Raw genomic sequence first — 22,746 nt, 5'->3', positions numbered from 1 at the left:
TGCGAACATGCAATAATGATACTCTATGCGGCGTTCGGGCGGCTTGAAAAAATGAAACGGGAACAGGGTTGACGGTATTTCAAGTGTATGACGGATTCCGTTTCAGCCCTTCCCGGCCCGCATATATTATACTGCTTCAACGGTCATACCGGTGACGCTTCGATCGTAATATCGAGTATCGCCTCATTATTGTCCTCATTGAGTTCGTTTATCGCGTTGTCGGGATCGACCGTGACCACGATTCTGTTATGTGCCGTATCGATACCCAGGTGGGGTGTCCATGACCAGAAGAGCGGCCCGCTTGTGGTCCTGGCGGCAAGAGAGGGGAGCGACTGTGTATAGGTATATGTGGGGACGGAGGAGCCCGGACTGTAGATTTCCCACCGTACCGTGCACGGTTCAGGTAAATCGAAGTCGGATTCATTACGGATACTAACCATCATTTCAATAGGTGTCTCATAAACAAAGAGGTAGGTCGATGAGATGGCTTCGAGGTTTACCGGCGTGAGGTCGACCGCCGGCAATTCGAGAATTCGTACCTCATAGAGGGGAAGGCTGTATTCGTAGCGCCCGTCGATCGCGATCCCGAGCCAGCTCAAGGCGTCGGCGATGGGGGTAATGTTGACGCCCACCGCGATTTCCACGCCCGCATCGAGGGTAAGCCACGGGATCGGGGGGGGGTCGGTGTTGAGTAATACGTCGAGGGCGAGGTACCCCCTCGCGCACACATACGGCCCCACGATTCCGTACAGCATGATATCGAGGTAAGGTCCCGCATATGCCTTTACGGAACAGCTGAAATCGGCCCGAGGCATGATCGGAGTAAACCCCGAATTATTGTTTTGTTCGGTCGACCACCGTCCCTCAGACGAGGTGTAGACGACGGAACTGTCGAAATGGCTGTACTGGACCACACCCGCCGTGACGCTTGCCGAAATTTCACCGTCTAAGCCCACCATGATTGTCAATGTCGGAATAATGACGATGGGAACGTACCCCGCCATGATGACGATCGCATTAAAGGTCTGGGTGTAGACCGGTATCTCAATATCGATAGCAGCCTCATATTCAGCCGATATCTCGAGTCTCGCCTCCTCATCGAAATCCACGCGGAAACCGATTCTGTCAATATGAAACCAGCTTATATCGCAGATAAACCGGGCGGAAATACCGACGGATATATTTCCGTTCGCCCTTATTTTAGCCCCGCCGTATTCTGCAAGAACGACATCGAGAAAGTCGTAAGAAAAGCTGACACCGGCCCGCGAACCCGGAATGCCGCTTCCGCGCGAACAGGTCACCCCCTTGACGAGGGGTACCGATTGGCTTACGGTGGATTCATCGATTTGTATCGGCGTATCGACGTGTAATTCCTCGAATGCCTCGTTCAGTGCCGCCGGCCTGGTCCGGACAATTGTCGTATCGCCATTGTCTTCTATCGATTCGATTTTCTGGAGCAGTCCGTATGGTGTTTTATCGGTGATACCGCAGCCGAGGACATTCCCGACTGAAAGGTTTTGTGCAAGAGGCGAAGAGGACGGGATCGTGATCGAGCACCCTTGTGAAACCTCCCCCCCTGTCGGTATTATCGATTCTATTGCCTCTTCTATATCGTTATCCTCGACGATAACCGTTTCATCGGACACGACGATTTCCGGTGTCGGTGAAGGTGAAGGACATCCTGTGAGAATAACAACAATGACACAGAATGCGTATAAAATTCTCTTTTTCATTTTTCCCTCCTTATATAATGCCAACCCATGAATAAACCGGTTTTTTGATCAGTATGGGAGATAGTGATATGATTGGCTTTAGCATATCACAATACCGTAAAAATGTCAACTTTTTCAGCAGAGAAGAACGGAACAGGCAATCATATTAAATTGGTATGATCGTCACCTTGATTTCGTTTCCTTCGATATCGACCACGGCGTAATGAAAGAAGTTGTCGCGGGAAGAACCGTATTCTTTCAGCGACCCCCCGGACGATCCGACGATCGTGTACCGGATGCCGTCATACTCGGCGGCGTGATAGATATGAAGGTGACCGTTAAAAACCGCATCGACGCCGTATTCCCTGCATATGTCATGCAGCATGTCCTTCTTTTCAAAACGCAGGGTGGTATACCAGAAGGGTTTGTGGTAAAAGACGATGGTAAGCGGCGCGGTTTTGTTTTTCGCCAGATCCTCTTTCAACCATGTGATCGTGGTTTCCGGAAGGGTTTCGCCGCTTTCCCACCTGCTTGTATCCAGGACCGTGAAATGGACATGGCGATGAGTGAAACTGTAGTTCGGATTTCTTCCGGTTTTTTGGTACCAGATGGTTTCCGAAAGCGGGCTCCAGATGTCATGATTGCCCGGGACGAGAAAAACGGGGACGGGAACGGGTTCGATAATGGATAGATAGCCGTCCCACTGTTTATGAATCGAATCGGTCCGGGATACCCCGCCGTCGATTTGATCCCCGACCGTTATATAGAAATCGGCATTATGGGCGAGAGAATTTTCCACGATACACTCATAGATGGGGTCGATGCGGCCTCCGGTCCTGTCCCCCAGTATGACAAACCGGAAATGATCCGGGGCCTCTCCAAAGAGGCATGAACACAAAAAAAAGAAGAAAAGAGAAAGAATGATGAATGATTTTTTCAATGCCGTGTTCCTGCGTACATGGGTCGTGTTATGAGAATAGGAAAATGACTGAAAACTGTCAATAAAGAAAAAGAGTGATTCCGCGTACGGAATGACTTTTTTTCCGGCATATGATGAAAATATGGAAAATCGGAAATAAAATCGTTATATTTAGTTATGGAATGAGAAACGGAAAGCTTATTTATACGGCCGTGTTTATGCTCCTTTTCCTGTTGCTTGATCCGGCAGGCATATCCGCGGAGATAATCGTGCTTAAAGGCGGCATCAGGATCGAGGCTGCGGTCGTCATGAAGAACGACAATTATGTTGTCGTCGATATCGGGTTCGATATTCTCAAGATCCCGCGGGACTATATTTTCGATATCAGGAAAAACGACGGTAACATCAGCCGGGATGAAGAAAACTCACATATCTATCACACCGGCATATCGGAAACGCTTACCACCGTCGAAGCGGTGAACCGGTTTTCCCCTTCTGTGCTGATGATAAAAACGCCGGGACAGCTGGGCTCCGGGTTTTTCATCAACAAAGAGGGCTATTTGATCACCAATTTCCATGTTATTCAAAATGAGCGGCACATTTCAGTGGTTCAATACATACGTAAAAAGCGGGAAATGAATCAGCAGACATATAATGATGTAAGGATTATCTCACTCGATCCTTTTCACGACCTCGCCGTTCTTAAAATAGAGGAAACGTTAAAGGCGGATATCGTTCCCGTCTTTTTCTTTGCCGAAGACAAGCCTGTCGTCGGAGAAAAGGTATTCGTCATCGGGAACCCGCTTGGTCTGGAAAGAACCGTTACCGAGGGTGTCGTCAGTCACTCGGGCAGGAATTTCGGCGGGAAATTGTTCATACAAATCGACGCGCCCGTCAATCCGGGAAACTCGGGCGGCCCCCTCTTCAATATGAAAGGCCAGGTCGTCGGTGTTGTCTGTATGGGGGTTTACGGTATGGAAGGACTGAACTTCGCCATTCCGGCCCGCGACTGCATGTTTCTCCTCGATAACCTCGATGCCTATGCCTATAATGAAAGCAATTCCGAAACCGGTGTCTATTACCCGCCCGCACCGCGAAAGCCCGGAAACAAATAATTTTTGAGGAGATGAATATGAAACGATCCATGACCCTCAAACACGTTATGGCTGTTCTTTTTGTCGTTATTGTTATGCTTTCGAATTGTAAAAGTATACCTGATAATAGTCCGGCCGTGAAGACGAACATTCGCCTTCAGGGAAGGGATTCCTATTACCGTCACGAACTCCTGCCTGAAGATGTTACCATGGTGGTTTCCGTCATTGATATGGGACTGCTGCTTGAAGCATTGGCGGATTCACCTTTGGGAAGACTGTACAACGGGGATGAGTTTCAGCGGTTTCTCGACGATACGCAGCTTCTTTCATATGTCACGAAAAGCTTTTACCGGACATATATCGGCGACGGGAGTCGCATCGGGGAAACAGGCAAGATGCTCCTTCAACAATTTCTCCTTTTCAAAGGGGAAGTCCTTATCGGTGTCGCTTCCGGCGAAGGAATGACCGCAACGGAAAAGAATTTTATCCTGCTCCGGATGACGCCGGAAGATTTTCAAACGTATATCAGTCTGGAAGAAGCGTTGATTCGCAATAAGCAGAATGACGAACGGTTCACTCACTATCTGTATGAAGGGACGGAGGTGTATTACCGGGAAAAAGACGGGGAACCGGTACCGAATGCCATATACTACGCGCATTGCGGAAATACAATGTTCGAATCGAATGACCGTTTCTGGGTCGAAGCCGTCATCTCCTCGATCTCTTTCGCCCGCGCGATAGAACCGGAGGGGATTCCCTGTATGGATATTACCATCACACGGGCAACCTTTGAAAATGTGTACCGTTCATTGGATCGGATGCAGCAGATACCCTCAGAATCACAGGAAAATGACGTCAATAAAGCGAATGTAGAATCCTTATTCGCTTTTTTGGGGTTCGATTCGATTGAGGAGATATCCTTCAGGCTGATACCGGAGACGAACGCGATTATAGTGGAAGGGAATCTGATTGGAGCTCCCGAAGACGGAAGGGGGATTTTCAGTCTTTTCAATGGCGAGCTTGTCAAGGATGAACGCCGTCTCTCGTTCGTTCCGTCGGCCGCATACTCCTACCAGGAGATGCTATTGAATGCGGATGATTTCTGGTACGAGTTGCTGCTGTTCTTCGAATCGTTCGGGAATGAAGAGTATATGCAATTAACTTCGGGGTTGACGATGGCCGAGACCATGCTCGGCGTCGAGATTTATGCCGATTTAATCGAGCCGCTCGGGATGACGGTCTCTTCGTACGGTATTGAAGAGGACGGAATTCAGAAATCCGTTTTAGCCTGGGAACTCGACGATCCGCAGACAATGAGCCGCACGGTCGATACGATATTTTCCGAACAATCCTTGCTGCGAAAAACCATGAAGGATACGATACGGATTGAAGATTTTATCGGACATACCCTCTACATCCTGGATTTCACTCAGAATGACGAGGAGAAGACGGCGGCCGGACAGAAACAGATATTCGCTCTCGGCATCATCGACGGCAATATATATTTCGGGGACATTGATTGCATTAAAAATACCATTCAGGTGAAGAACGCGGGAACATATATGGCCACAACGGCCGATATTTCATATTATGATACCGATTTGTATTTGAAAATGCTTTCGGAAACACCGGGAAACAATCTTATCTCCTACGGGGTTATCGATTGCAATATTTACATCAAATCCGTTATCGACGCCCTGATTTCGTATATTGAGAGTCAAAAACAGATGTCGGATATGTACCGTAAACTTATGGAAAACATGGAAGATGTCGATGAAGAATACCGTGAATTTCTTGTGAACGAGGCTGAAAGAAATGACTTTTATTTCGACAAGGATCAATTACCTGCGACCGATTATTTTTCACGGTTCCTAAACCGGCTGGTGTTTTCCATCACGCGGGAACACGACACGTATAAACTTTTGATAACGATGTATGACGAAACGATGTAATGGACGATCAAAAAGCGGCGTGAAAAATACGGGAGGTAGACACATGGACCAGCGAAACCGGGTATGTAAAAACACGGTGTTTTTCTTTTTTCTCCTAATTTTTTACACGGTAACATCCGGCTACGCCTCGGACGTGGTCCGGGATTTCGGTTTTTCCTGCAGGGAAGTCTATACGTTTCATGCGAACACGGACCAGCTTACTATCGTTGATATGAACGGGGATGGTGTCGATGATATCGTCTTTGCCGATAACGGTATATCGAGGATCGAATTGTTGATACGAAAAAAGGGTGTTGCGGTCTCGGAGGTTCAGAAAACCGTCGAAGAAAGTTTTATCAACAGGGGTTTTGTCGTGGACCAGATTGTAAAGAAGATGGTCTGCACCGATCTCGATAACGATAACCTGATCGATATTATCAACATCGGGAAGCCGTTCGGATTGTTGATTCTCTATCAGGATAAAGACGGAAGCTTCGGGCCCCCGGTCAAGCCATATCTCGGCCGTGATATCGATTTTATCGGATGTGAAGTGAGGGACCTGAATAACGATTCGAAACCGGAAATCATACTCGCCAGGAGGAACAATATCGAAATTCTCTGGAATGAAGAAAAGGATTCCTTTAAAAAGAGGATATTGATTCCTTTTTCGGACAGTACATGTACCTTTATGCGGACCGGTGAGTTCACCGGCGATGCGTATGCAGATCTTCTTCTTTCGTTCAGCAATACCGAATTGCCCGTGAAAATCCGGCCCGGAACCAAAAACGGAACATTCGGATGGGAAATACCCCTCGATATAGGCAGCGCATATTATATCGATGCAATCGATTCGGATAAGGGAGGGCATCACGATATCGGTATTATTTTAAAAAACAACAGGGTATTCAGGCTTTATCGGCTTTCGGATGTACCGGCTGCCGATTTCTTCGACCGGGAGGAATTACTACCGGAGACCCTTCCGTTCCATGGCCGTCTGGCCGGTGAAAACTCATGGATGCTTGCCGATATCAATGAAGATTCAAAAAAAGATATGATTGTGTCGATCCCGGAATACAGCCAGCTTCACATTTATTATGGGATGGAAAAGGGATTCAAGGAGGAACCGTTTATCGTCGATTCGCTTTCCGGGGTGGAAAAGCTGCTGCTTGACGAAGACGGCAATATCGTCTGTTATTCGGGATCGGAAGATAAACTGGCCTGTCATTTTAAAAGGAAAATAATCGGGTTCCCGCAGATACTGGAATTACCGGACACCCCCACCGCAGTTACTTCATACGGGGAAAGCGTTTATTGTCTTTTTAAGGGAAAACGAACACGAGAGTTTACCCTTTCCGAACTCAGCTGGCGAACGGACGGGAGTATCAGGACGAGAACGGACTCGACGGTCACCCTTTCCGGAACCCCGTCGGATATGCTTTTTTATAAAGTCGATGCGGGAACGACCGGTATCGTTTTCTTTATTCCCTACAATTCACCGGAGGTGTACCATTTTAACGGTGATACCCTGAAGCACATCGAATCCTCGGAACTCAAAAACCTTTCCAAAAAGACGACCCCCGCTCAAATCCTTCCCATGTATGAACAGTCCGTCTGCAAACTCATCATTTGCGAAGACCGTATCGCGCGGGAATATCGGTGGAATGGAAGCGGTTATACCATCACCTGCCAGTTCAATCCCTCAGTCGAAACTGCGCATCTTGTTTCCGTCTGCCGTTATCCCGGGAAAAACGGAAAGGACGGCTACCTGTTCTTCGACCGGAGTTCGCAAACCCTTTTCTGGTTCCCGGACGACTCGATGAACGGGAAACCCCTTATGCTGCACGTCAATGGCGATATCGACGATCTTTATGGCTTTACGGCGGCAAACGGGACATCCGGGAAAGGACTTCTTTTTGTCGACAGGAACGGCATGCACCTTCTCCATGACCGGGCAAAGAGCACAATTCCCGTCCTGAAGGCCGAATACGGCAGTCAGGCGGAAAATCCCTTTCTCTGGTTTTTTTCGTCACTCAGGGTCGGTAATATCGATAAGTCCGGCAGAAAAGAAAGAAAAATGATCGGACTTCTTGATAGGAAAAACAGGGCGCTTGAGATTGTGGAGAAGACAGGCGAAACGCTTGAAAAGCGGCTCGGTTTTGAAATATACCAGGTTTCCTCCATGATCGAATCCTCACTCGGGAGCGGCTTTGAACCTCACGGCTGCGCTTCCGGAGATATCGACGGCGACCGGATCGCGGATCTCGTTGTTCTGGTTCATGATAAACTGATCGTTTATTACGGAGAATAGAAAAAAAGGCAGCCTTTGACGGGCTGCCCTTATATTCTTGACAATCGAAATCTAACAGAGTTGACTGATCAATCCCACGTAATATTGTGCGATGCGGAGCGCATCGGTGATATTTATCTGGCCGTCACAGTTCGCGTCCGCGGCATCGGCGTTGAATCCCGACGGTTGAAGACCGACATAATACTGTGCCGTCAACAGGGCATCGGTAATATTGACGTTGCCGTCTCCATTGACGTCACCGACTTTGACATCGGAAATTGTCACATTGGCGCCCCTGCCGTTGGGATTACCGATGGGGACCGTATCGAGATTGGTGAAATCGATTATATCGAGCCCGAGATATGTCGTGCCGCGGTTCTGCTGGGCATAGAGGTTGACGGTGAGAACATGGAGGTCCGTACCAGGGCCTTTCCCGTTCGTATCGAATCCGCTCATTCTGATTATTCCGTTGTTTGACGAGTTGACTGCGGAGATGAAGCCGTCGGGGCCCGCTTCGACGCCTTCCGTCCCGATCGACGTGTTGGCGACGACGTAGGCGCTGTCATAGGAAAGATCGAAGCCGTATGCGCCGAGTCGTTGTGAACCGGTATTTGCGTGAATCTGAACATTGAAGATCGTCGAAGTGCGTACATTCTGGTTTTCCGGAACGATCCACACGTCCCCCTCGCCGGGCTGCGGTGGATTCGTGATCGGAGGATTGGTGGCGGGAGGATTCGTTGCCGGTGGATTCGTGTTCGGCGGATTTGTCACGGTGGGCGGGTTTGTCGGGTCGGGTGTCGACTGACTTCCGGTTTGAGCCGAAAAGGAGAAATTCGTCACCTGAAGGCCCGCGCCGCCGACCATGAGTTCAAAACCGGCCTCGAAGACGTGGAGGTACCAGTTCGGCTGAACATAACCGCGCGACATGGCGTCATTGATGAATGCCATGATATCGCCGCTTGCCGAACTTCTTCCCGTCTTGACATAGGTGAGAAAGTTCCACCCGATGTCCGAGTAATAGACGTCATGGCCGTCAAACGTCCCGATCTGGGAACCGGCCGGGTACATTCCGCTGTTATCGAGCCAGATCATGATTTCCGCTCCGCCGTCATATCCCATGCTCGAATCGGCAGACGGACTGATCCAGGCTTCCGCGGACACATTATAGGTGCCCGAAGGCCTGTTGCTGCTTACCTCATAGGTAAACTGGGCGCTGCTGATCGTGTTTATCTGAAGCGGCAGCCCGCTGTTTGCCGTACAGTCTCCCCAGTGACATCCTTTGTAAATCGAAGGATATGAGGCGACCGAACCCTGGTTGTGTTCGGAAACGGTGACGGTAAAGCCCGTACCATTTACATTGATGCATTGCCGGGCGTCCGAGCCCCAGCAATTGTTCTGTACCGTGTATTCACCCCCGTTCACCTGGACAGCATCGTATTTACCGCAAATTTCCTGCGCGAAAACGATCTGCCCCATCATCAGCATAACGAGAATTATGAATCCACCTGCTTTCATAATCATCTTTTTATTCATTTCTCATATTTCCTTTCTTGATATCTTTATTTAATCGACTATATAATGATTTTTGGGATGTATGTTTTTTTACCTCCTTTTTCTTTTGGTTGTTATAAATAAAAAAAGAGGTCCATTTCATCCACCCCTTTTTGAGAAGACACTTCACTGCCTGTTTTTGAAAACCTTAATTTCTCTTTGTTCCTTGGAGAGTCAGCTCATTATATCATAAACAATTATAAAATGCAAGGTTTTTTTCGGTACACGGTGACGATTATGGTTTCGTCCGGTCGTTCTTTATGAACGAAAATGACATTCGTTGTGAACGATTATGCCGTTTCATGGCTTCGAAATATATATCGCCCTTGACTTATGGGGGCCGCTGTACTATTTTTTTATATGTGCCTGAAAAATAACGTGAAAGGAAGAGTGCAGTCGTGAAACATGTGGCATTATTATCTTTTTTGTTTTTTTTTGCCGGTGTTTTTTCCCTGCCTGCCGACGGGTATCCGGTAAAATCGCCGGCAAAAAAAGTCGTTTCGGAAATCAGGACATACAACTGGAAGTCTTCACGGGGCTGGTTCGAAGGCGGGATTACGAAAATCGTCAACCAGTATTATGACGATGAAGGCCTGCTCGTTAAAATGGAGTTTTATGACAAGGACGGCGGCCTTCTCGAGAAAACGGTCTTTTCGTACGGCGATGAGACGATCAAAAAAGTGACGACAAACCACGACAATACGCCTGTCCGTATCTCGGTCGTGCGGTATGAGACCGATACGGTTACCGAAACCGTGCGTCGTACCGACGGGTCTCTCTTTTTTAAAACAGTCTCCCGGTTTTCACCTGAAGGCAGCATCACCGGACTAAAATATTATAATGAAGAAGAAACACTGCTTTTCAACAAGATATTCGTATACACGGAAGAGGGAGATCTGAAACATATCAGACTTTATAATCCGGACGGAACATTCGCCGTCGAAGTCTCGATCGAATACCATGATTTTGACGAAAATGGAAACTGGCTGTCGCGAAGCGAATATTACACCTACGCCGACGTGCGGAGAAGACCGAGGGATAAAGTGTCTCGTTCGATTGAATACTAAAGGGGGTGGATAATGAAAACCTTGCGATTATCATTACTGCCGGCGGCGGTCGTATCCGTTTTTTTATTCTCTCAGTGTGTTTCTTTTCTGCCGGCCGCAGACCGGCCGTTTGAAAAGGAAAAACTTCCTGCGGAAAAAGAAAAAAAAGAGGTCCCCCTCCTCAAATCAGAATCTTCGGGGTTCTCCGCCTTTTCCCCCCACGCGGTATCGGTGGTTGCAAGAACGCATGCCTCCTCCGATACCCCCGGAGGCAGGGTGCTGAACTCGGCCGTGGAGATGGTGGACGGCAAAGACCTTGTCCTCGGAAGCTGCTGGGGGTATGTTAACAGCGTGTACGAAAAAGCCGGACTTTCGAAAGAAAAGAGGGGAGAAATCTACAAGGAGAAATCATCCGGCCCTTATGCGGATCCTTCAATAATCACACCCGGTGACTGGGTGATGTATTGCAACCTGCCGTACGGCGGACACGGTCACAGCGCCATTTTCGTCGAATGGATCGATGTGGAACGGAGAAGCGCGATAACGATCGAATACGTGGGCAACAATAGAAAAATTCCGGGCCGCTACCGGGAAGCGGATATTACCAATACCTATTGTATAATCAGGGGAACGGAATAAAAGGCATCGATACCGTTCCCGGCCGCCGCGCGAATTGCCGTTTTCTATCGGTTGACACAGGATGTATCGTAATAACAACACGCGACAAAACGAATGCAGATATCAATGGAGTACCGGAAGCAATCTTCCTGTACTCCACGGAAATGAATATCATCAGTAGGTGACGTCGATATCGTTCGACGCCAATGATTCCAATATGGATATCGCGGATGATGTGAGCGGATTATTGACGATTGAGATGGCAGTGAGAGAAGAAAGACCCCCGAGGGCGTCGACATAGCCGATATCATTGTCGTCGAGATAAAGGAACTTCAATGAGGAAAGAGGGGCCAGCGGATCGATATCGGAGATCAGGTTGTCCGAAAGGTCGAGTTCTTCCAGGGATGTCAGTGTCGAGATAACATCGATATTCGATATCCGGTTTCCGCTGAGATCGAGGTAGTAGAGGGAGACGAAAGCCGGGAGTGAATAGATATTGACGATCTGATTATTACTCAAAGACAACCGGTTCAGGGAAGTGAGTCCCTGCGCGAGCGGATCGATCACGGATATCTGGTTGTTATCCAGGATGAGTTCCTGCAGCATCGCGTGTTCGGACAGTGAATCGAGTGAACTTATCCGATTATCAGAAAGGTCGAGTTTTACCAGGGAATCGAGTGCTTCGAGCGCTCCGATGTCCGATATCTGGTTCCCGGCGAGATTGAGTTTGAGCTCCGCGACCGGCGCGAGCGTCGACAGCACATCGATACTTTCAATTTGATTGCCGCTGAGGTCGAGATCGAGGACTTCCAGCCCGGAAAGTGCGGCGAGTGAATAAATATTACTGATCCGGTTGTTCTTGAGATACAGATAGCGGAGAGACGGAAGTCCGGCCGCGATCGGATCGATATTTGATATGAGGTTTTCGTTGAGAGAAATAAACAACAGCTGTGTATGGTCGGACAATGCCGCCAGATTGCTTATCTGATTATTGTTCAGAGAAAGATACAGCAGATTGGAAAGACCGGTGACGGGACCGATATCGATTATCCGATTGTTGTCGATGTACAGATATTCGAGCGCGGTGAGACCCGATACGGCATCGATATATTGCAGATTGTTGCCGGTAAGAAAGAGATTGGTCAGTGCCGTCAGGCCGGCAAGCGGCCCGATGTCGCCGATCAGGTTTTCATTCAGATAGAGGATGACGAGATTTGTCAATCCGGCGAGTGCGGAGATATCATCTATGCGGTTTCCGTAAAGATAGAGTTCGGCCAGCAGAGAAAGGTCCGCAATCGGTTCGATATCGGTGATGTCGTTATGTGAAAGGTCGAGCCGCGTCAATGACGAAAAATTTTCGAGTCCCGAAATATCCGAGATGGAAAAGTTCGACAAATTCAACTGACTGATCCCCTCGACATCTTCCTGCGTGATATCTCCCGCCGGGATACCGATCCTTTCACGGATCGCCGTCTCCAGATTGCCGTCCTCAAATATAATGACCGAGCCGCCGGACCCGCCTGGGGGAGTCGTCGGCACCGGTGTCGTACCGCCAGTACACCCTTCGAATTCGGTAATAAGGCCGACATAGTATTGTGCGACGAGCAGTGAATCCACGATATCGATGTTTCCATTGCAGTTCGTGTCGGCGACATCGGGATTAAAGTTGGCCGGATCGAGACCGACGTAATACTGGGCAACAAGAAGGGCATCGACGATATCGATATTCCCATTGCCGTTCACATCTCCCAATGTTTGGGAGAAGAGGGCCGCGGGGGCGAGAAAAAGAATGCACGTAATGAGTAAGCGGTGAGAAAAAAGTCGTTTCATTTTTTTACTCCCTTTAACATGGACCTTCGTTTGTCTTTATCACTGTTATTTAATGGTGTTTGTTATTTATACCACGAATAAAGCGGTCGTGTAAAGGAAAATTTGTACGAGAGTGTCTTATCCGGCTGTATTGCATATAAAGGCGCGTCTGTAATATGATATGAGGAAACGACCGGCCGGCACGCCGGCCGGTTCTTTACAAAAGCCCGCCGCCGTAATATAGTTGACAGTGTGGCGTGTACGGGTACTTGTCGAAAAAACACGAATTCTGCTAAAAAAAGAAAACGGTCGCTGTCAATCCCGGTACGGAAAGAATACAACGCGTGAAACGTATGTATAGGGTTATCATTTTCTTTCTCCTGATAATTCCACTCACTCTGCTCGCACCGGTCGTTCTGCACTTTTTTGACAGGCCGTGGTATGTCTTTCCTTCGATACTGGCGTCGGATAAACGGTATATCGAGATAACGAAATCCCCAAGCGAGGCCGGCGGGCCTTTGATTGAGGAGTTCGCATACGATTCGGAAAAGCTGCTTGCAGCATTTGCGCCCGGGACAAACGAACGGCTCGGAGAGTCGACCGGGATTGCCTTCCGGTTTGACGTGAAACATCCCTTTGTCGATATTTCAGGATACGACTATGTTCGTCTGAAAATCGGAAAAGCGACCCATCGACAACGCCTGCGGCTTGTCATCCGGACAGCCGAAACTGATTTTTCCGAAGCAGATCAAAAAAACAAGGAAACAATCGGGAATTATGCCGCGACAGTCGATATAACGCCGTTACAGCCGGTTTACACAATACGAATGGCGGCATTTTCCGCAGAAGAACCAAACGATGCCGGCACCAGTCTTTCTGAACATTCCACAGGCGTGGCGATATTCAACAAAGTTTCCGCGTTTCGGATATTTTTTAAAAGCGGCAGCGGTGAATCGGAGGATGGTGAAATAAAATCGTTTATATTCGAAGAAATCGCTTTCTGCAGGGAAATGGGCGTCTATGGATATATGGTGACGGGCGGTCTCGTTATTTATTATGCCGCATTGTTAATTACCGGTTTATATGTAAAACGAAAATCAAATGATCCCCTTGTTCGTCATAAAAATCCGCGGTTCAAGATGGACCGGGATGTCGAAGCGGAACGTATCGGCACGTATATCGAAGAGTATTATTGTTGTCCCGATATTTCTACGACGAAAATGCAGAGAGTCCTGGGAATACCTTCGTTTCGTATTTACAATCTTATAAAAGAAAAATATCATCAATCGTTCAAGCAATTGATCAATACAATACGCATCGAAGAGGCAAAACGGCTGCTTGAAAAATCCGATCTCAGAATTATCGATATCAGCTGCAAGGTCGGCTACAGGGATACCTCCTATTTCAATAAAATCTTCAAGCAGAGTACGGGAATATCTCCGACGGAATACAGGGAACGGCATGGTGAATGATATATCGCATTTGAATTTAAGGCAGCATGAGTTCCTGTGCGATGAGGTTGCATGAACTCGTGCGGTTTGAGGCGCCGGCTTCCCCGCGGGAGGTGTCGTTTCAGTCCATACTTATCGGGCCGGGAAGGAGAACACATCGCATGAAACCGTATATGACGGTATTCCTCTTCCTCTTCGTTTGCCTTTCGTTTCCAGCCTCCGCGAACGAGGTACTCGAATACAGGATGACAAAGAAAGGGGAGACGGAATACTGGGAATATCGCATCGAACAAACAACCGGAGGGTTTACGATAACGTCATCGGCCAATTCCTGGTATGTGAACCGTGATTTTGAACAACTCAGATGGGAACACCGGGGGAAAAAAACCGATATTGCCGCCGAACGAACGGGTAACGGAATCTCTCTGAATGGGACGTTCAAAGGGAAAAAGACGGCAAAGAAATACACGGTTAACGATTATCCGTGGTACCAGTGTATTCATTTTAGTCTGGAAGCGTTTGTGCGGTCGGAAAAGGCCGAAGACCGGTTCTGGACGATCAATTCGAACGATCTTTCGATCTATGAGTTTGAGGCAAAACGGATGGATGTCGAGACGATCGAGATCAATGGCGTCCCTGCGGAGACGATTCACGTCAGGATACGGCCTTCCGGATTTGCCGGTAATTTCTGGCACGGAGATTACTGGTACAGGAAATCCGACTTCCGGTACGTCCGCTTCAAGGCGGTCCAGGGGCCGCCCGGTTCGCCGGTCGCGGTTGTCGAACTCGTATCGGAGGGAAAAAATGTCGAATCGGAAGCCGATTGAGATTCTGTCGGTCTTCGCTGTTATTGTGTAATTATACGGAACAGTCCTTATGTGTCGCGTAATGGCTGCCGGTTCTCACCGCCTGTCCGTTTTTTACATCGGTATAATCAAGGGAAAACGATCGTCCCCGGGGTTATGGTCGTTCCTTCGGAAAGAACGAGCGCCCGTTCAAGGACGTTTTTCAATTCACGGACGTTACCCGGCCATGAGTGGTTCGTAAGTTTGTCCATGGCGGAATCGGAAATCACGGCTTCTCCGGATGAAAGAATACCCGTAAAATGAGATGCCAGTACCGGAATATCCTCTTTCCGGTCCCTGAGCGGCGGGATTGTCACCGTCAGGACATGAAGCCGGTAAAATAGATCCTCCCTGAATGTTTTTTCCGCGATCGCCTGTTTGAGGTCCCTGTTGGTTGCCGCGACAATCCTTATATCGAGCTTGATGGTCTCCCTGCCGCCGATACGCATGATCTCCTTGTTCTCTATTGCGCGAAGCAGTTTCGTCTGGATAAAGGGGGACATCTCCCCGATTTCATCAAGGAGAATGGTACCCCCCTCAGCCTGCTGGAAAAGACCGATTTTCTTTACCGCGTCGGTAAACGCCCCTTTTTCCGAACCGAACAACTCGGACTCGACGAGGGAATCCGGCAGTGCCGAGCAGTTGACCTTCACATACGGACCGGTACGGCGGTATGAAAGCCGGTGCAGCTGTTCCGCGACCAGTTCCTTCCCCGTACCGCTTTCACCGCACACCAGGACCGCCGAATCGGTTTGTGCGTATTTTTCGACAGCCGTCCTGATGCTTTGTATCGCGGGACTTACCCCGATGATCCGGTTTTTATAGACCGATGACGGGGCTTCCCTGCAATAAAACCTGTGGCGGATCGCCCGCGCGAGAACGTCTTTGAGTTCATCGAGTTCGTAGGGTTTGTTGATATAATCGAATGCACCCGTTTTTATTGCTTTAACGGCCGTTTTTATGTCTTCGGATACGGTCAGCATGACGACGGGCGGATGGGTGATCGTCGAGCATATCGCAGCGAGGACCGAGATACCGTCGGTATCGGGCAGATTGACGTCGAGAAGCACCACATCCGGCTGCGCGATTAATGCTTTTTCAATACCCTCTTCCCCGGTATACGCGGAAATGATCGTGTATTCGTCCGAAAGCACCATGCCGAGGGTTTCATGAAGGCGGGGATCGTCGTCGATGAGAAGCAGTCTGATCATAGTCTTTTGTTACCGTCCATAACAGGAGAACATAATAGGACATAAAAGCGATGCCTGCAAGAGAATTCTTGCGGCTTCCCCGCGAAGAAAAACAGATACATCTTGTCGATTTTAAAAAGACATGCTATGATTGCCAGTCACTATGTTCGATATCGGTGTTATTCTCAAACTATTCGACAAGGGATTTGTCATCAGACTCCTCCTCCTTTCACTCCTCTATACGCTGCTTCCCCTGTCGGAGATCTTTTTGATTATATACATGAGTGATTTTTTCGGTCAGTATCTCCTCCTTGCCCTTGCCGCGTCCACCGGCCTTTTCGGGGTGCTGATCGCCCTGGTACAGGTCAATACGATCCTCACGTCGCTGAAGGAAAAAATCAGGAAAGGGGAATACCCGGCACAGGAGTTCATCAACCTTGCGGGGATTCTTACCGGCGGCATTCTCCTTATCACCCCCGGTTTTATCACCGATTTTATCGGCCTCCTCATGTTTTTCCCGCCCGTCCGCAACCATATCGGACGCTTCATCACGAAAAAACTCGACAAACAACTCAAGGAAATCCATGAATACCTGAAACTTTATGAGTTATAGTCCTTATTTCTTTTTAGTCTTGATAATCGTGAAATCCGGCTTTTTCTTTTTTTTGAATGAATACAACCGTTTATCGGCTTCTTTCAGCATCTGCGAAAATGCAATATATTTGTTCTTGTCAAAGATGGAATATCCGAAAGTGATCGAGAGGTTGTACGGTTTTTTTGAGGCTTTATTAAACGCTTCGATATTCTTTTGTATCTTTTCGATGATGATACCCACATCATTTTCATCGGAGATATTGTCGATAATCACGACAAACTCATCCCCGCCCAGTCTGCCTTCTATGTCGGCGGATTTTAATGTATTCCGCAGAATATCGGAGATGGTTTTTATTGCGAAATCCCCTTCGGTATGACCGAAGCTGTCATTGATGACTTTAAGATCGTCCAGATCGCCGTATAAAATGGCAAAGCGTTCGTTGGATTTAGTATTGTTGAACCGCTCTTCTCCAATTAAAAGAAGGCCGCGTCTGTTGTAGAGGCCCGTCAACTCATCCCTTACCGACAGATTATGCAGTTCCTTGTTCAGTGCCTTTAGTTCCACCAGCGCATCCCTCAACTGGTCCTCGGCCTGTCTTCTCATGTCAAGTTGATAAATATTATAGAGGGTTGAAGAAATCTGTTCGGTCAGGGACTCGTATATAAAGTTTTCCACATTACTCATTTCATACACAACATAGCCGAAATGTACGATTTCCGAACATAATGGGAAAACAAGCAGGGTCTTTTTCTCACGCGCGGAAAATATTTCATGCGGAAGCAGTTCATTCGTTTTTATAAAACCTTTTTCGACATGATCTTCCTTGACCTGTTCGTATTTTACAAATAACTGGGCTTTTTTTGGAATTTTGAAGTCAGGCTGCCGGTAATTCTCGAAAAATTTTTCATACAAAAAGATATATACTGTTTTTATACCCAGAATCTTCAAATTATTGTAAACGGCATTTCTCAATTCCGAATATCTGGAAGCCGTTCGAATGCTCCTTAAAATCAGACTCAGTTCCCAGATATTCCTGTCGATGACGAAATTTTTATACGATTCGGCGCGTTGCGTGAATTTCAACAACATCATGTCGATTTTATAAAATATTTCATCGATCCTGGACGACACACCGGAATCGGCATCGATATTTCTGTAAATGAAATTCTTCATAATCTCCAGAGACTGTTTCCAGTTGTAGACATTCTGGGACCCGATAATGATATTGTGGATAAATACATCATTAATATATTTGACGAGTATATCCGCGTTACTTTCCGAAGAAATATCCTTGACGAACATATCGAAAAAGCTGTTCAAAAGATCGTCATAATCGATATTTATTTCTTCGCCGGACATCAAGACGCTTTTCATATAAGGAACTATACGATTTTTTTCCTTTAAAAAACATTCGATTGTTTCCTTGTTTTTGTTTATGCGTATATTGTTATTAATATTTATTTTGGAGGAAAACAAAAGACATCCGCATGATTCCCGTATGACAAGTTCCGCTCTCTCCACCGCATTGCCGGAGATGATTTCATTATTTATTTTTTTCAGGAGTAATTCTCCCGCTTTTTCACCCATCTCGAACAAAGGCTGCCTTACCGTCGTGAACGGCGGCACCAGATATTTCATGTCATCGATATCGTCAAACCCCGTTACAATAACGTCCTTCGGTACCTTGATATTGTTGTTTTGCAGGGTCGTATACGCCCCGATCGCCATTTCGTCATTCGCGGCGATAATTGCGTCGAATTTGATGTTTTTGTCGATAACGTTTTGTACGATTTTTTCCGCCGATCTGCTGGTGAAATTTCCGAACCCCAACAGATCGGGATTCATTTTCATATTGTTTTCTTTGAGAACTTTCTTTAACACATTGAGCCGTATTACCGCGTCGGGATGGCTTTCCTGCCCCGAGATGAACAAAATATTTTTGGCCGAGTGGTGGATGATGATATGTTCGCACAGGCTGCGCATGCCCGCCTTCTGATCGATCATGACATTAAGCAGACCGTTAATCGGCAAACCGAGACTGACGACAGGCAAATTCTTGAATTTTCTGATAAACTGAACGACACCCTGCCTGTTTTTACCGAATAAAAACAATAACGAAGGGATCACAAGCCCGTCGACGATCTTGTTGTTGACATATTCGTAAATGATATTGCTTTGATTGTCATATTTGTAAAACGGTTTTAGTAATTTTCCATTGAATATAACGAGGTCGATATTGTTCTTTGTGCAAAAACTGTTCAACCCCATCCAGATTTCGGATTGGAATCTGCCTTCGATAAGGTTCATGAATATTCCGAATGTCAATTTGTTCCTGATCATATTTACTTATATATGCAATATATACTATTAATATTAATATAAAATGACGGGGAATTCAAAATATTTTGCTTATTTTCTTACCAGGCAACCGGAAAACGCATATAGCCTGAGGTGTCGCCTCTCATCGCCGCCCCCGCATTCATCAGCAGGACCCGCCCGATATATCGCGCCCGCATCGTTATTCCGGGCACAGCTTCGCCGCAGCGGTCATGTCGTGCACCCCGCTGTCCGTTTTGGCGGACTCCGATATCCGTTCGAGGACCGCCTTTTCATGAAGTTCCCGGATCGAGACGGCACCGGCCGTACTCAATGCCGAGGTGATACGGGCGATATAACCGGGGAGCTTCGTGTATATCGAGCCCGCGTGGGGGAGGTGTCCGGCAATCCCTTCTTCAAAAAAAACCGCGGCGCTTGTTCCGTACCTCCTGTGATTGGCCGCTTTACCGCTTCCCTCCATCCAGTATTCCTTCATGGTCTTTCCGTTGCCGCCCCGGATAAGCTTTCCTCCGCTTTCGGTGAAGCGGGCGAAAAAGTTTCCCATCATCACCGTATCGGCCCCAAGGGCGAGGGCGATGACGATATCGGCGGTGGATGAAATGCCGCCGTCGGCGATAAGGGGAACATAGCGGCCCGAGGCGGCCATCGCGTCCCGTTCCTCCGCTATTTCCATAATCGCGGTCGCCTGGCCCCTGCCGGTCGCTTTCACCTCCTGTGTGATGCAGCCCGAACCGATCCCCATCCCGATCTTTACCGCGTCCGCACCGAGTTCGGCGCACATTCTGAATCCCTCACGGGTGACCACATTTCCGGCGATGACCGGTACATTGAAGCGCTTTTTCAGCCGCGAAATCGTCTCCGCCTGATACACGGTGTGTCCGTCCGAACTGTCAATGACCAGAAAGTCCGCGCCCCGCGCGACCAATTCCTCGGCGCGTTCTGCGTCTTCCGGGTGGGTCGAAACCGCGGCCCCGACGCGGATACGTTTCTTTTCGTCCACCGTCGCGTGCGGGTGGCGGATATGCTTGTCCAGGTCCTTCTTGAAAACGACCGCCTCGAGGGTACCCTCCCGGGAGACGATCGGAAGAAATCCCCGTCCGTAGCCGATCATGATTTTGTTCGCTTCTTTCAGATCGTCGATACCGACCCCGCACTGGACGTCTTTTCTCATGATATCCTCAACGCGCAGGTCGCCGTCGTAGCGGGGATCGAAATCCTTGTCCGTAATCACCCCGGTGAGTTTTCCGTGAAAAAGGCCGGTATCCGTAACGGGAAAAATCGAATATCCTGTCTTTTTCATCACACCGAGTACTTCGGAAATCTTCTTGTCGCCCGAAAAGGTGACAATGTCCGTCTGGAAACCGGCTTTGTACCGCTTGATCGTTTCGAGTTGTCTGCACTGCTCTTCGATCGTCCGGCTTGCGGGCAGGACGCCGGCACCGCCGAGGTGCGCGATCGCGATTGCCATATCGACCCCCGTCACGGCCTGCATTGCCGCGCTGAGAAAGGGGACGGCGATGGATAGATAGCCGTCCCCCCTTCTGCTGAGTCGTGTTTCGAGTGAAACCTTTGAAACATGATGTGTTTCATCCGTAAAACCCGGCAAAAGCCTGAAGTCTTTCAGACTCAATGAGAGGGTTGGGAGAATCGTTGCCATATGCCGCTCCTTTCCGATACTTGTATTGACAGTATCACGTAGATTGATTATAATGCAAATTAATAATTATTATATTATATATAAGTAAAGCTAATAAATGATCGATATTACCTTTGAACAGATACGCGCATTTCTTGCGGTCGCACAATATAAAAGCTTTTCCGCTGCCGCCTCGAAGGTCTTCAGGACGCAGGCCGCACTCAGTATCCAGATTTCGCGCCTTGAAGAGATAACCGGGATAAAAGTCTTTGACAGGACGACGAAATATGTGAGGTTGACGGAAGGCGGCAAGGTGCTTCACAAATACCTCGGACGGCTGGAAACGCTCCTCCTCGATGCTGAAGCGGAACTCGGTGACCTGCGGCGGATGAAAAAAGGAACCCTCCGGTTATCCACGTCGGATACGACCGCCTGCTACCGGTTGCCCGGTATTTTGCGGCAGTACAACGACTCGTATCCGGGAATCGACATCATCGTCCGTAATGCCCCGTCCCCGAAAACAATGCGGCTTGTGTCGGAGAATAATGTCGACCTCGGGATCGTGACCCTTCTGGACGTCCCCCACGAACTCGAAGCGCTTCCCCTTTTCCCCAGACATGACCTCGTCATCTACCATCCAGGACATCCGTTTGCGGGGCGTGAATCTGTTTTCCTGAAAGACCTGGAAAGCTATGACTGCATCCTCCTCGACCGGTATTGCGCGACGAGAAAGATACTGGACCGGGTGTGTGAAGGGGCCAGGGTTCGTCTTTCAGTCAGTATGGAGCTGAGTTCCGTGGAGGTCATCAAACGCTTTGTCCGGGTGGGGGCGGGTATCTCGGTTGTTCCCGCCATGGCGGTGGAAGAAGAAATGGAGAAAGGTTTACTCGCATCTTCTGTGATCGTCGATTATCTGAGACTGCCTTCCGTGTCGATGGGAGTGGTGTATAGAAAAAACAGGTATCTTTCGCTGGCCGTGAAAGGATTTCTCTCCATGCTTTCCTGATTTCGGATAAAAAGACGATCCCGGAATGAGGGATTTCCCTATTTATCATTGATGGAGTTTCGTGTAGGATTGAACATGAGTGGTTCTCATTTATTTACGGAAAAATAAACGAATAAAAAAACGTAATATAAAGGAAAAAAAAATGAAACAAAAAAAAGTCTGCATGCTTTTATGCGCGGTTCTGCTTCTCTCCGTTTTCGGAGTTCATGCCTATGAGGTCAACTGGGCGGAGGCGCTGCAAAAATCAATCTATTTCTACGATGCCAATATGTGCGGCCCGGATGTTGCCGAAAACACGCGGCTCCAATGGCGAGGGGACTGCCATATCTGGGACGCCGTACATCCCCATCCCCTCGGCTCCGGAACAATCGATGTCAGCGGGGGATTTCATGACTGCGGCGATCATGTGAAGTTCGGACAGCCGCAGGTCTATGCGATTGCCACCCTCGGATGGGGCTACTACGAGTTCAAGGACGCCTACGTGGAGACCGGCCAGCAAGGGCATTTACTCGACGTCCTCAAATGGGGATGTGATTATCTGCTGCGCTGTACGGAACTCGACGGGAACGGGAGCGCCAGGTTTTTCATTTATATGGTGGGAAAAGGGGGAAGCGACCATGTCGTCTGGATACCGCCCGAACTCCAGACGCAGGACATGGATTCGAGGCCGTCTGCATGGGCATCGCCGGAAACCCCGGCTTCCGAAATGTGCGGCGGTG

17 protein-coding genes are annotated in these 22,746 nt (G+C 48.4%); 10 read left to right on the top strand and 7 right to left on the bottom strand.

Annotation, left to right across the window (positions count from 1 at the left end; genetic code table 11):
* Window positions 1-143: 143 nt before the first annotated feature.
* Together JW881_20950 and JW881_20945 are read right to left on the bottom strand one after the other, a co-directional pair.
* Window positions 144-1,733 carry a hypothetical protein gene (locus JW881_20950; protein ID MBN1699991.1) on the bottom strand — a complete coding sequence of 530 codons (1,590 nt, stop codon included), beginning with the start codon at window positions 1,731-1,733 and terminating at the stop codon, window positions 144-146.
* A 145-nt stretch (window positions 1,734-1,878) separates the two neighbouring features.
* Entirely contained in the window at window positions 1,879-2,652 is a 774-nt protein-coding gene (locus JW881_20945) for a metallophosphoesterase (GenBank protein MBN1699990.1), read from the bottom strand.
* Between the two features lie 161 nt (window positions 2,653-2,813).
* Between JW881_20945 and JW881_20940 the strand changes: the two genes are divergently transcribed.
* The 3 genes from JW881_20940 to JW881_20930 are packed head-to-tail and all read left to right on the top strand — an operon-like array spanning window position 2,814 to window position 7,964.
* On the top strand, window positions 2,814-3,746 hold the full coding sequence (locus JW881_20940) for a trypsin-like peptidase domain-containing protein (protein ID MBN1699989.1): 933 nt from the start codon (window positions 2,814-2,816) through the stop codon (window positions 3,744-3,746).
* A 17-nt stretch (window positions 3,747-3,763) separates the two neighbouring features.
* On the top strand, window positions 3,764-5,677 hold the full coding sequence (locus JW881_20935) for a hypothetical protein (GenBank protein ID MBN1699988.1): 1,914 nt from the start codon (window positions 3,764-3,766) through the stop codon (window positions 5,675-5,677).
* Window positions 5,678-5,720: 43 nt separating this feature from the next.
* Window positions 5,721-7,964 (top strand): VCBS repeat-containing protein, encoded by a 2,244-nt coding sequence (locus JW881_20930; protein MBN1699987.1) that lies wholly within the window; start codon window positions 5,721-5,723, stop codon window positions 7,962-7,964.
* 51 nt (window positions 7,965-8,015) lie between these two features.
* Here JW881_20930 and JW881_20925 read toward each other — a convergent pair whose 3' ends face one another.
* Window positions 8,016-9,476, bottom strand: coding sequence for a hypothetical protein (locus JW881_20925; protein MBN1699986.1), 1,461 nt, complete (start codon window positions 9,474-9,476; stop codon window positions 8,016-8,018).
* A gap of 416 nt (window positions 9,477-9,892) precedes the next feature.
* Here JW881_20925 and JW881_20920 point away from each other — a divergent pair, with 416 nt between their 5' ends.
* Window positions 9,893-10,561: a hypothetical protein gene (locus JW881_20920; GenBank protein MBN1699985.1), complete on the top strand. Its 669-nt coding sequence runs from the start codon at window positions 9,893-9,895 to the stop codon at window positions 10,559-10,561.
* Between the two features lie 12 nt (window positions 10,562-10,573).
* Window positions 10,574-11,179: a hypothetical protein gene (locus tag JW881_20915; GenBank protein MBN1699984.1), complete on the top strand. Its 606-nt coding sequence runs from the start codon at window positions 10,574-10,576 to the stop codon at window positions 11,177-11,179.
* 153 nt (window positions 11,180-11,332) lie between these two features.
* Here JW881_20915 and JW881_20910 read toward each other — a convergent pair whose 3' ends face one another.
* Window positions 11,333-12,988, bottom strand: coding sequence for a leucine-rich repeat protein (locus JW881_20910; protein ID MBN1699983.1), 1,656 nt, complete (start codon window positions 12,986-12,988; stop codon window positions 11,333-11,335).
* A gap of 323 nt (window positions 12,989-13,311) precedes the next feature.
* Here JW881_20910 and JW881_20905 point away from each other — a divergent pair, with 323 nt between their 5' ends.
* On the top strand, window positions 13,312-14,439 hold the full coding sequence (locus JW881_20905) for a helix-turn-helix transcriptional regulator (GenBank protein MBN1699982.1): 1,128 nt from the start codon (window positions 13,312-13,314) through the stop codon (window positions 14,437-14,439).
* Between the two features lie 140 nt (window positions 14,440-14,579).
* Window positions 14,580-15,245 (top strand): hypothetical protein, encoded by a 666-nt coding sequence (locus JW881_20900; protein ID MBN1699981.1) that lies wholly within the window; start codon window positions 14,580-14,582, stop codon window positions 15,243-15,245.
* A gap of 107 nt (window positions 15,246-15,352) precedes the next feature.
* Here JW881_20900 and JW881_20895 read toward each other — a convergent pair whose 3' ends face one another.
* Window positions 15,353-16,474 (bottom strand): sigma-54-dependent Fis family transcriptional regulator, encoded by a 1,122-nt coding sequence (locus tag JW881_20895; GenBank protein ID MBN1699980.1) that lies wholly within the window; start codon window positions 16,472-16,474, stop codon window positions 15,353-15,355.
* Between the two features lie 142 nt (window positions 16,475-16,616).
* Between JW881_20895 and JW881_20890 the strand changes: the two genes are divergently transcribed.
* Window positions 16,617-17,066 carry an FxsA family protein gene (locus JW881_20890; GenBank protein ID MBN1699979.1) on the top strand — a complete coding sequence of 150 codons (450 nt, stop codon included), beginning with the start codon at window positions 16,617-16,619 and terminating at the stop codon, window positions 17,064-17,066.
* Window positions 17,067-17,069: 3 nt separating this feature from the next.
* Here the strand turns inward: JW881_20890 and JW881_20885 are convergent, their stop codons facing one another.
* Window positions 17,070-19,355 carry a GGDEF domain-containing protein gene (locus JW881_20885; GenBank protein MBN1699978.1) on the bottom strand — a complete coding sequence of 762 codons (2,286 nt, stop codon included), beginning with the start codon at window positions 19,353-19,355 and terminating at the stop codon, window positions 17,070-17,072.
* 211 nt (window positions 19,356-19,566) lie between these two features.
* Window positions 19,567-21,042, bottom strand: coding sequence for an IMP dehydrogenase (locus JW881_20880; protein MBN1699977.1), 1,476 nt, complete (start codon window positions 21,040-21,042; stop codon window positions 19,567-19,569).
* A gap of 97 nt (window positions 21,043-21,139) precedes the next feature.
* On the opposite strand from JW881_20880, the gene JW881_20875 reads away from it, so the two are divergent.
* A complete protein-coding gene (locus JW881_20875) occupies window positions 21,140-22,027 on the top strand; it encodes a LysR family transcriptional regulator (GenBank protein MBN1699976.1) in 888 nt (295 codons plus the stop codon).
* Window positions 22,028-22,169: 142 nt separating this feature from the next.
* The coding region (locus tag JW881_20870; GenBank protein MBN1699975.1) for a glycoside hydrolase family 9 protein at window positions 22,170-22,746 on the top strand (577 nt) is incomplete at its 3' end.

Source organism: Spirochaetales bacterium, from assembly GCA_016930085.1.
GTDB lineage: Bacteria > Spirochaetota > Spirochaetia > SZUA-6 > JAFGRV01 > JAFGHO01.
This window is presented reverse-complemented; position numbering and strand designations above follow the sequence as displayed.

What these genes read in the sequence shown, in the direction of transcription:
- JW881_20895 (MBN1699980.1), bottom strand. Translation starts at nt 16,474, where the DNA reads ATGATCAGACTGCTTCTCATCGACGACGATCCCCGCCTTCATGAAACC.
- JW881_20910 (MBN1699983.1), bottom strand. Translation starts at nt 12,988, where the DNA reads ATGAAACGACTTTTTTCTCACCGCTTACTCATTACGTGCATTCTTTTT.
- JW881_20935 (MBN1699988.1), top strand. Translation starts at nt 3,764, where the DNA reads ATGAAACGATCCATGACCCTCAAACACGTTATGGCTGTTCTTTTTGTC.
- JW881_20880 (MBN1699977.1), bottom strand. Translation starts at nt 21,042, where the DNA reads ATGGCAACGATTCTCCCAACCCTCTCATTGAGTCTGAAAGACTTCAGG.
- JW881_20890 (MBN1699979.1), top strand. Translation starts at nt 16,617, where the DNA reads ATGTTCGATATCGGTGTTATTCTCAAACTATTCGACAAGGGATTTGTC.
- JW881_20940 (MBN1699989.1), top strand. Translation starts at nt 2,814, where the DNA reads ATGAGAAACGGAAAGCTTATTTATACGGCCGTGTTTATGCTCCTTTTC.
- JW881_20925 (MBN1699986.1), bottom strand. Translation starts at nt 9,476, where the DNA reads ATGAATAAAAAGATGATTATGAAAGCAGGTGGATTCATAATTCTCGTT.
- JW881_20875 (MBN1699976.1), top strand. Translation starts at nt 21,140, where the DNA reads ATGATCGATATTACCTTTGAACAGATACGCGCATTTCTTGCGGTCGCA.
- JW881_20915 (MBN1699984.1), top strand. Translation starts at nt 10,574, where the DNA reads ATGAAAACCTTGCGATTATCATTACTGCCGGCGGCGGTCGTATCCGTT.
- JW881_20930 (MBN1699987.1), top strand. Translation starts at nt 5,721, where the DNA reads ATGGACCAGCGAAACCGGGTATGTAAAAACACGGTGTTTTTCTTTTTT.
- JW881_20950 (MBN1699991.1), bottom strand. Translation starts at nt 1,733, where the DNA reads ATGAAAAAGAGAATTTTATACGCATTCTGTGTCATTGTTGTTATTCTC.
- JW881_20885 (MBN1699978.1), bottom strand. Translation starts at nt 19,355, where the DNA reads ATGAACCTTATCGAAGGCAGATTCCAATCCGAAATCTGGATGGGGTTG.
- JW881_20900 (MBN1699981.1), top strand. Translation starts at nt 14,580, where the DNA reads ATGAAACCGTATATGACGGTATTCCTCTTCCTCTTCGTTTGCCTTTCG.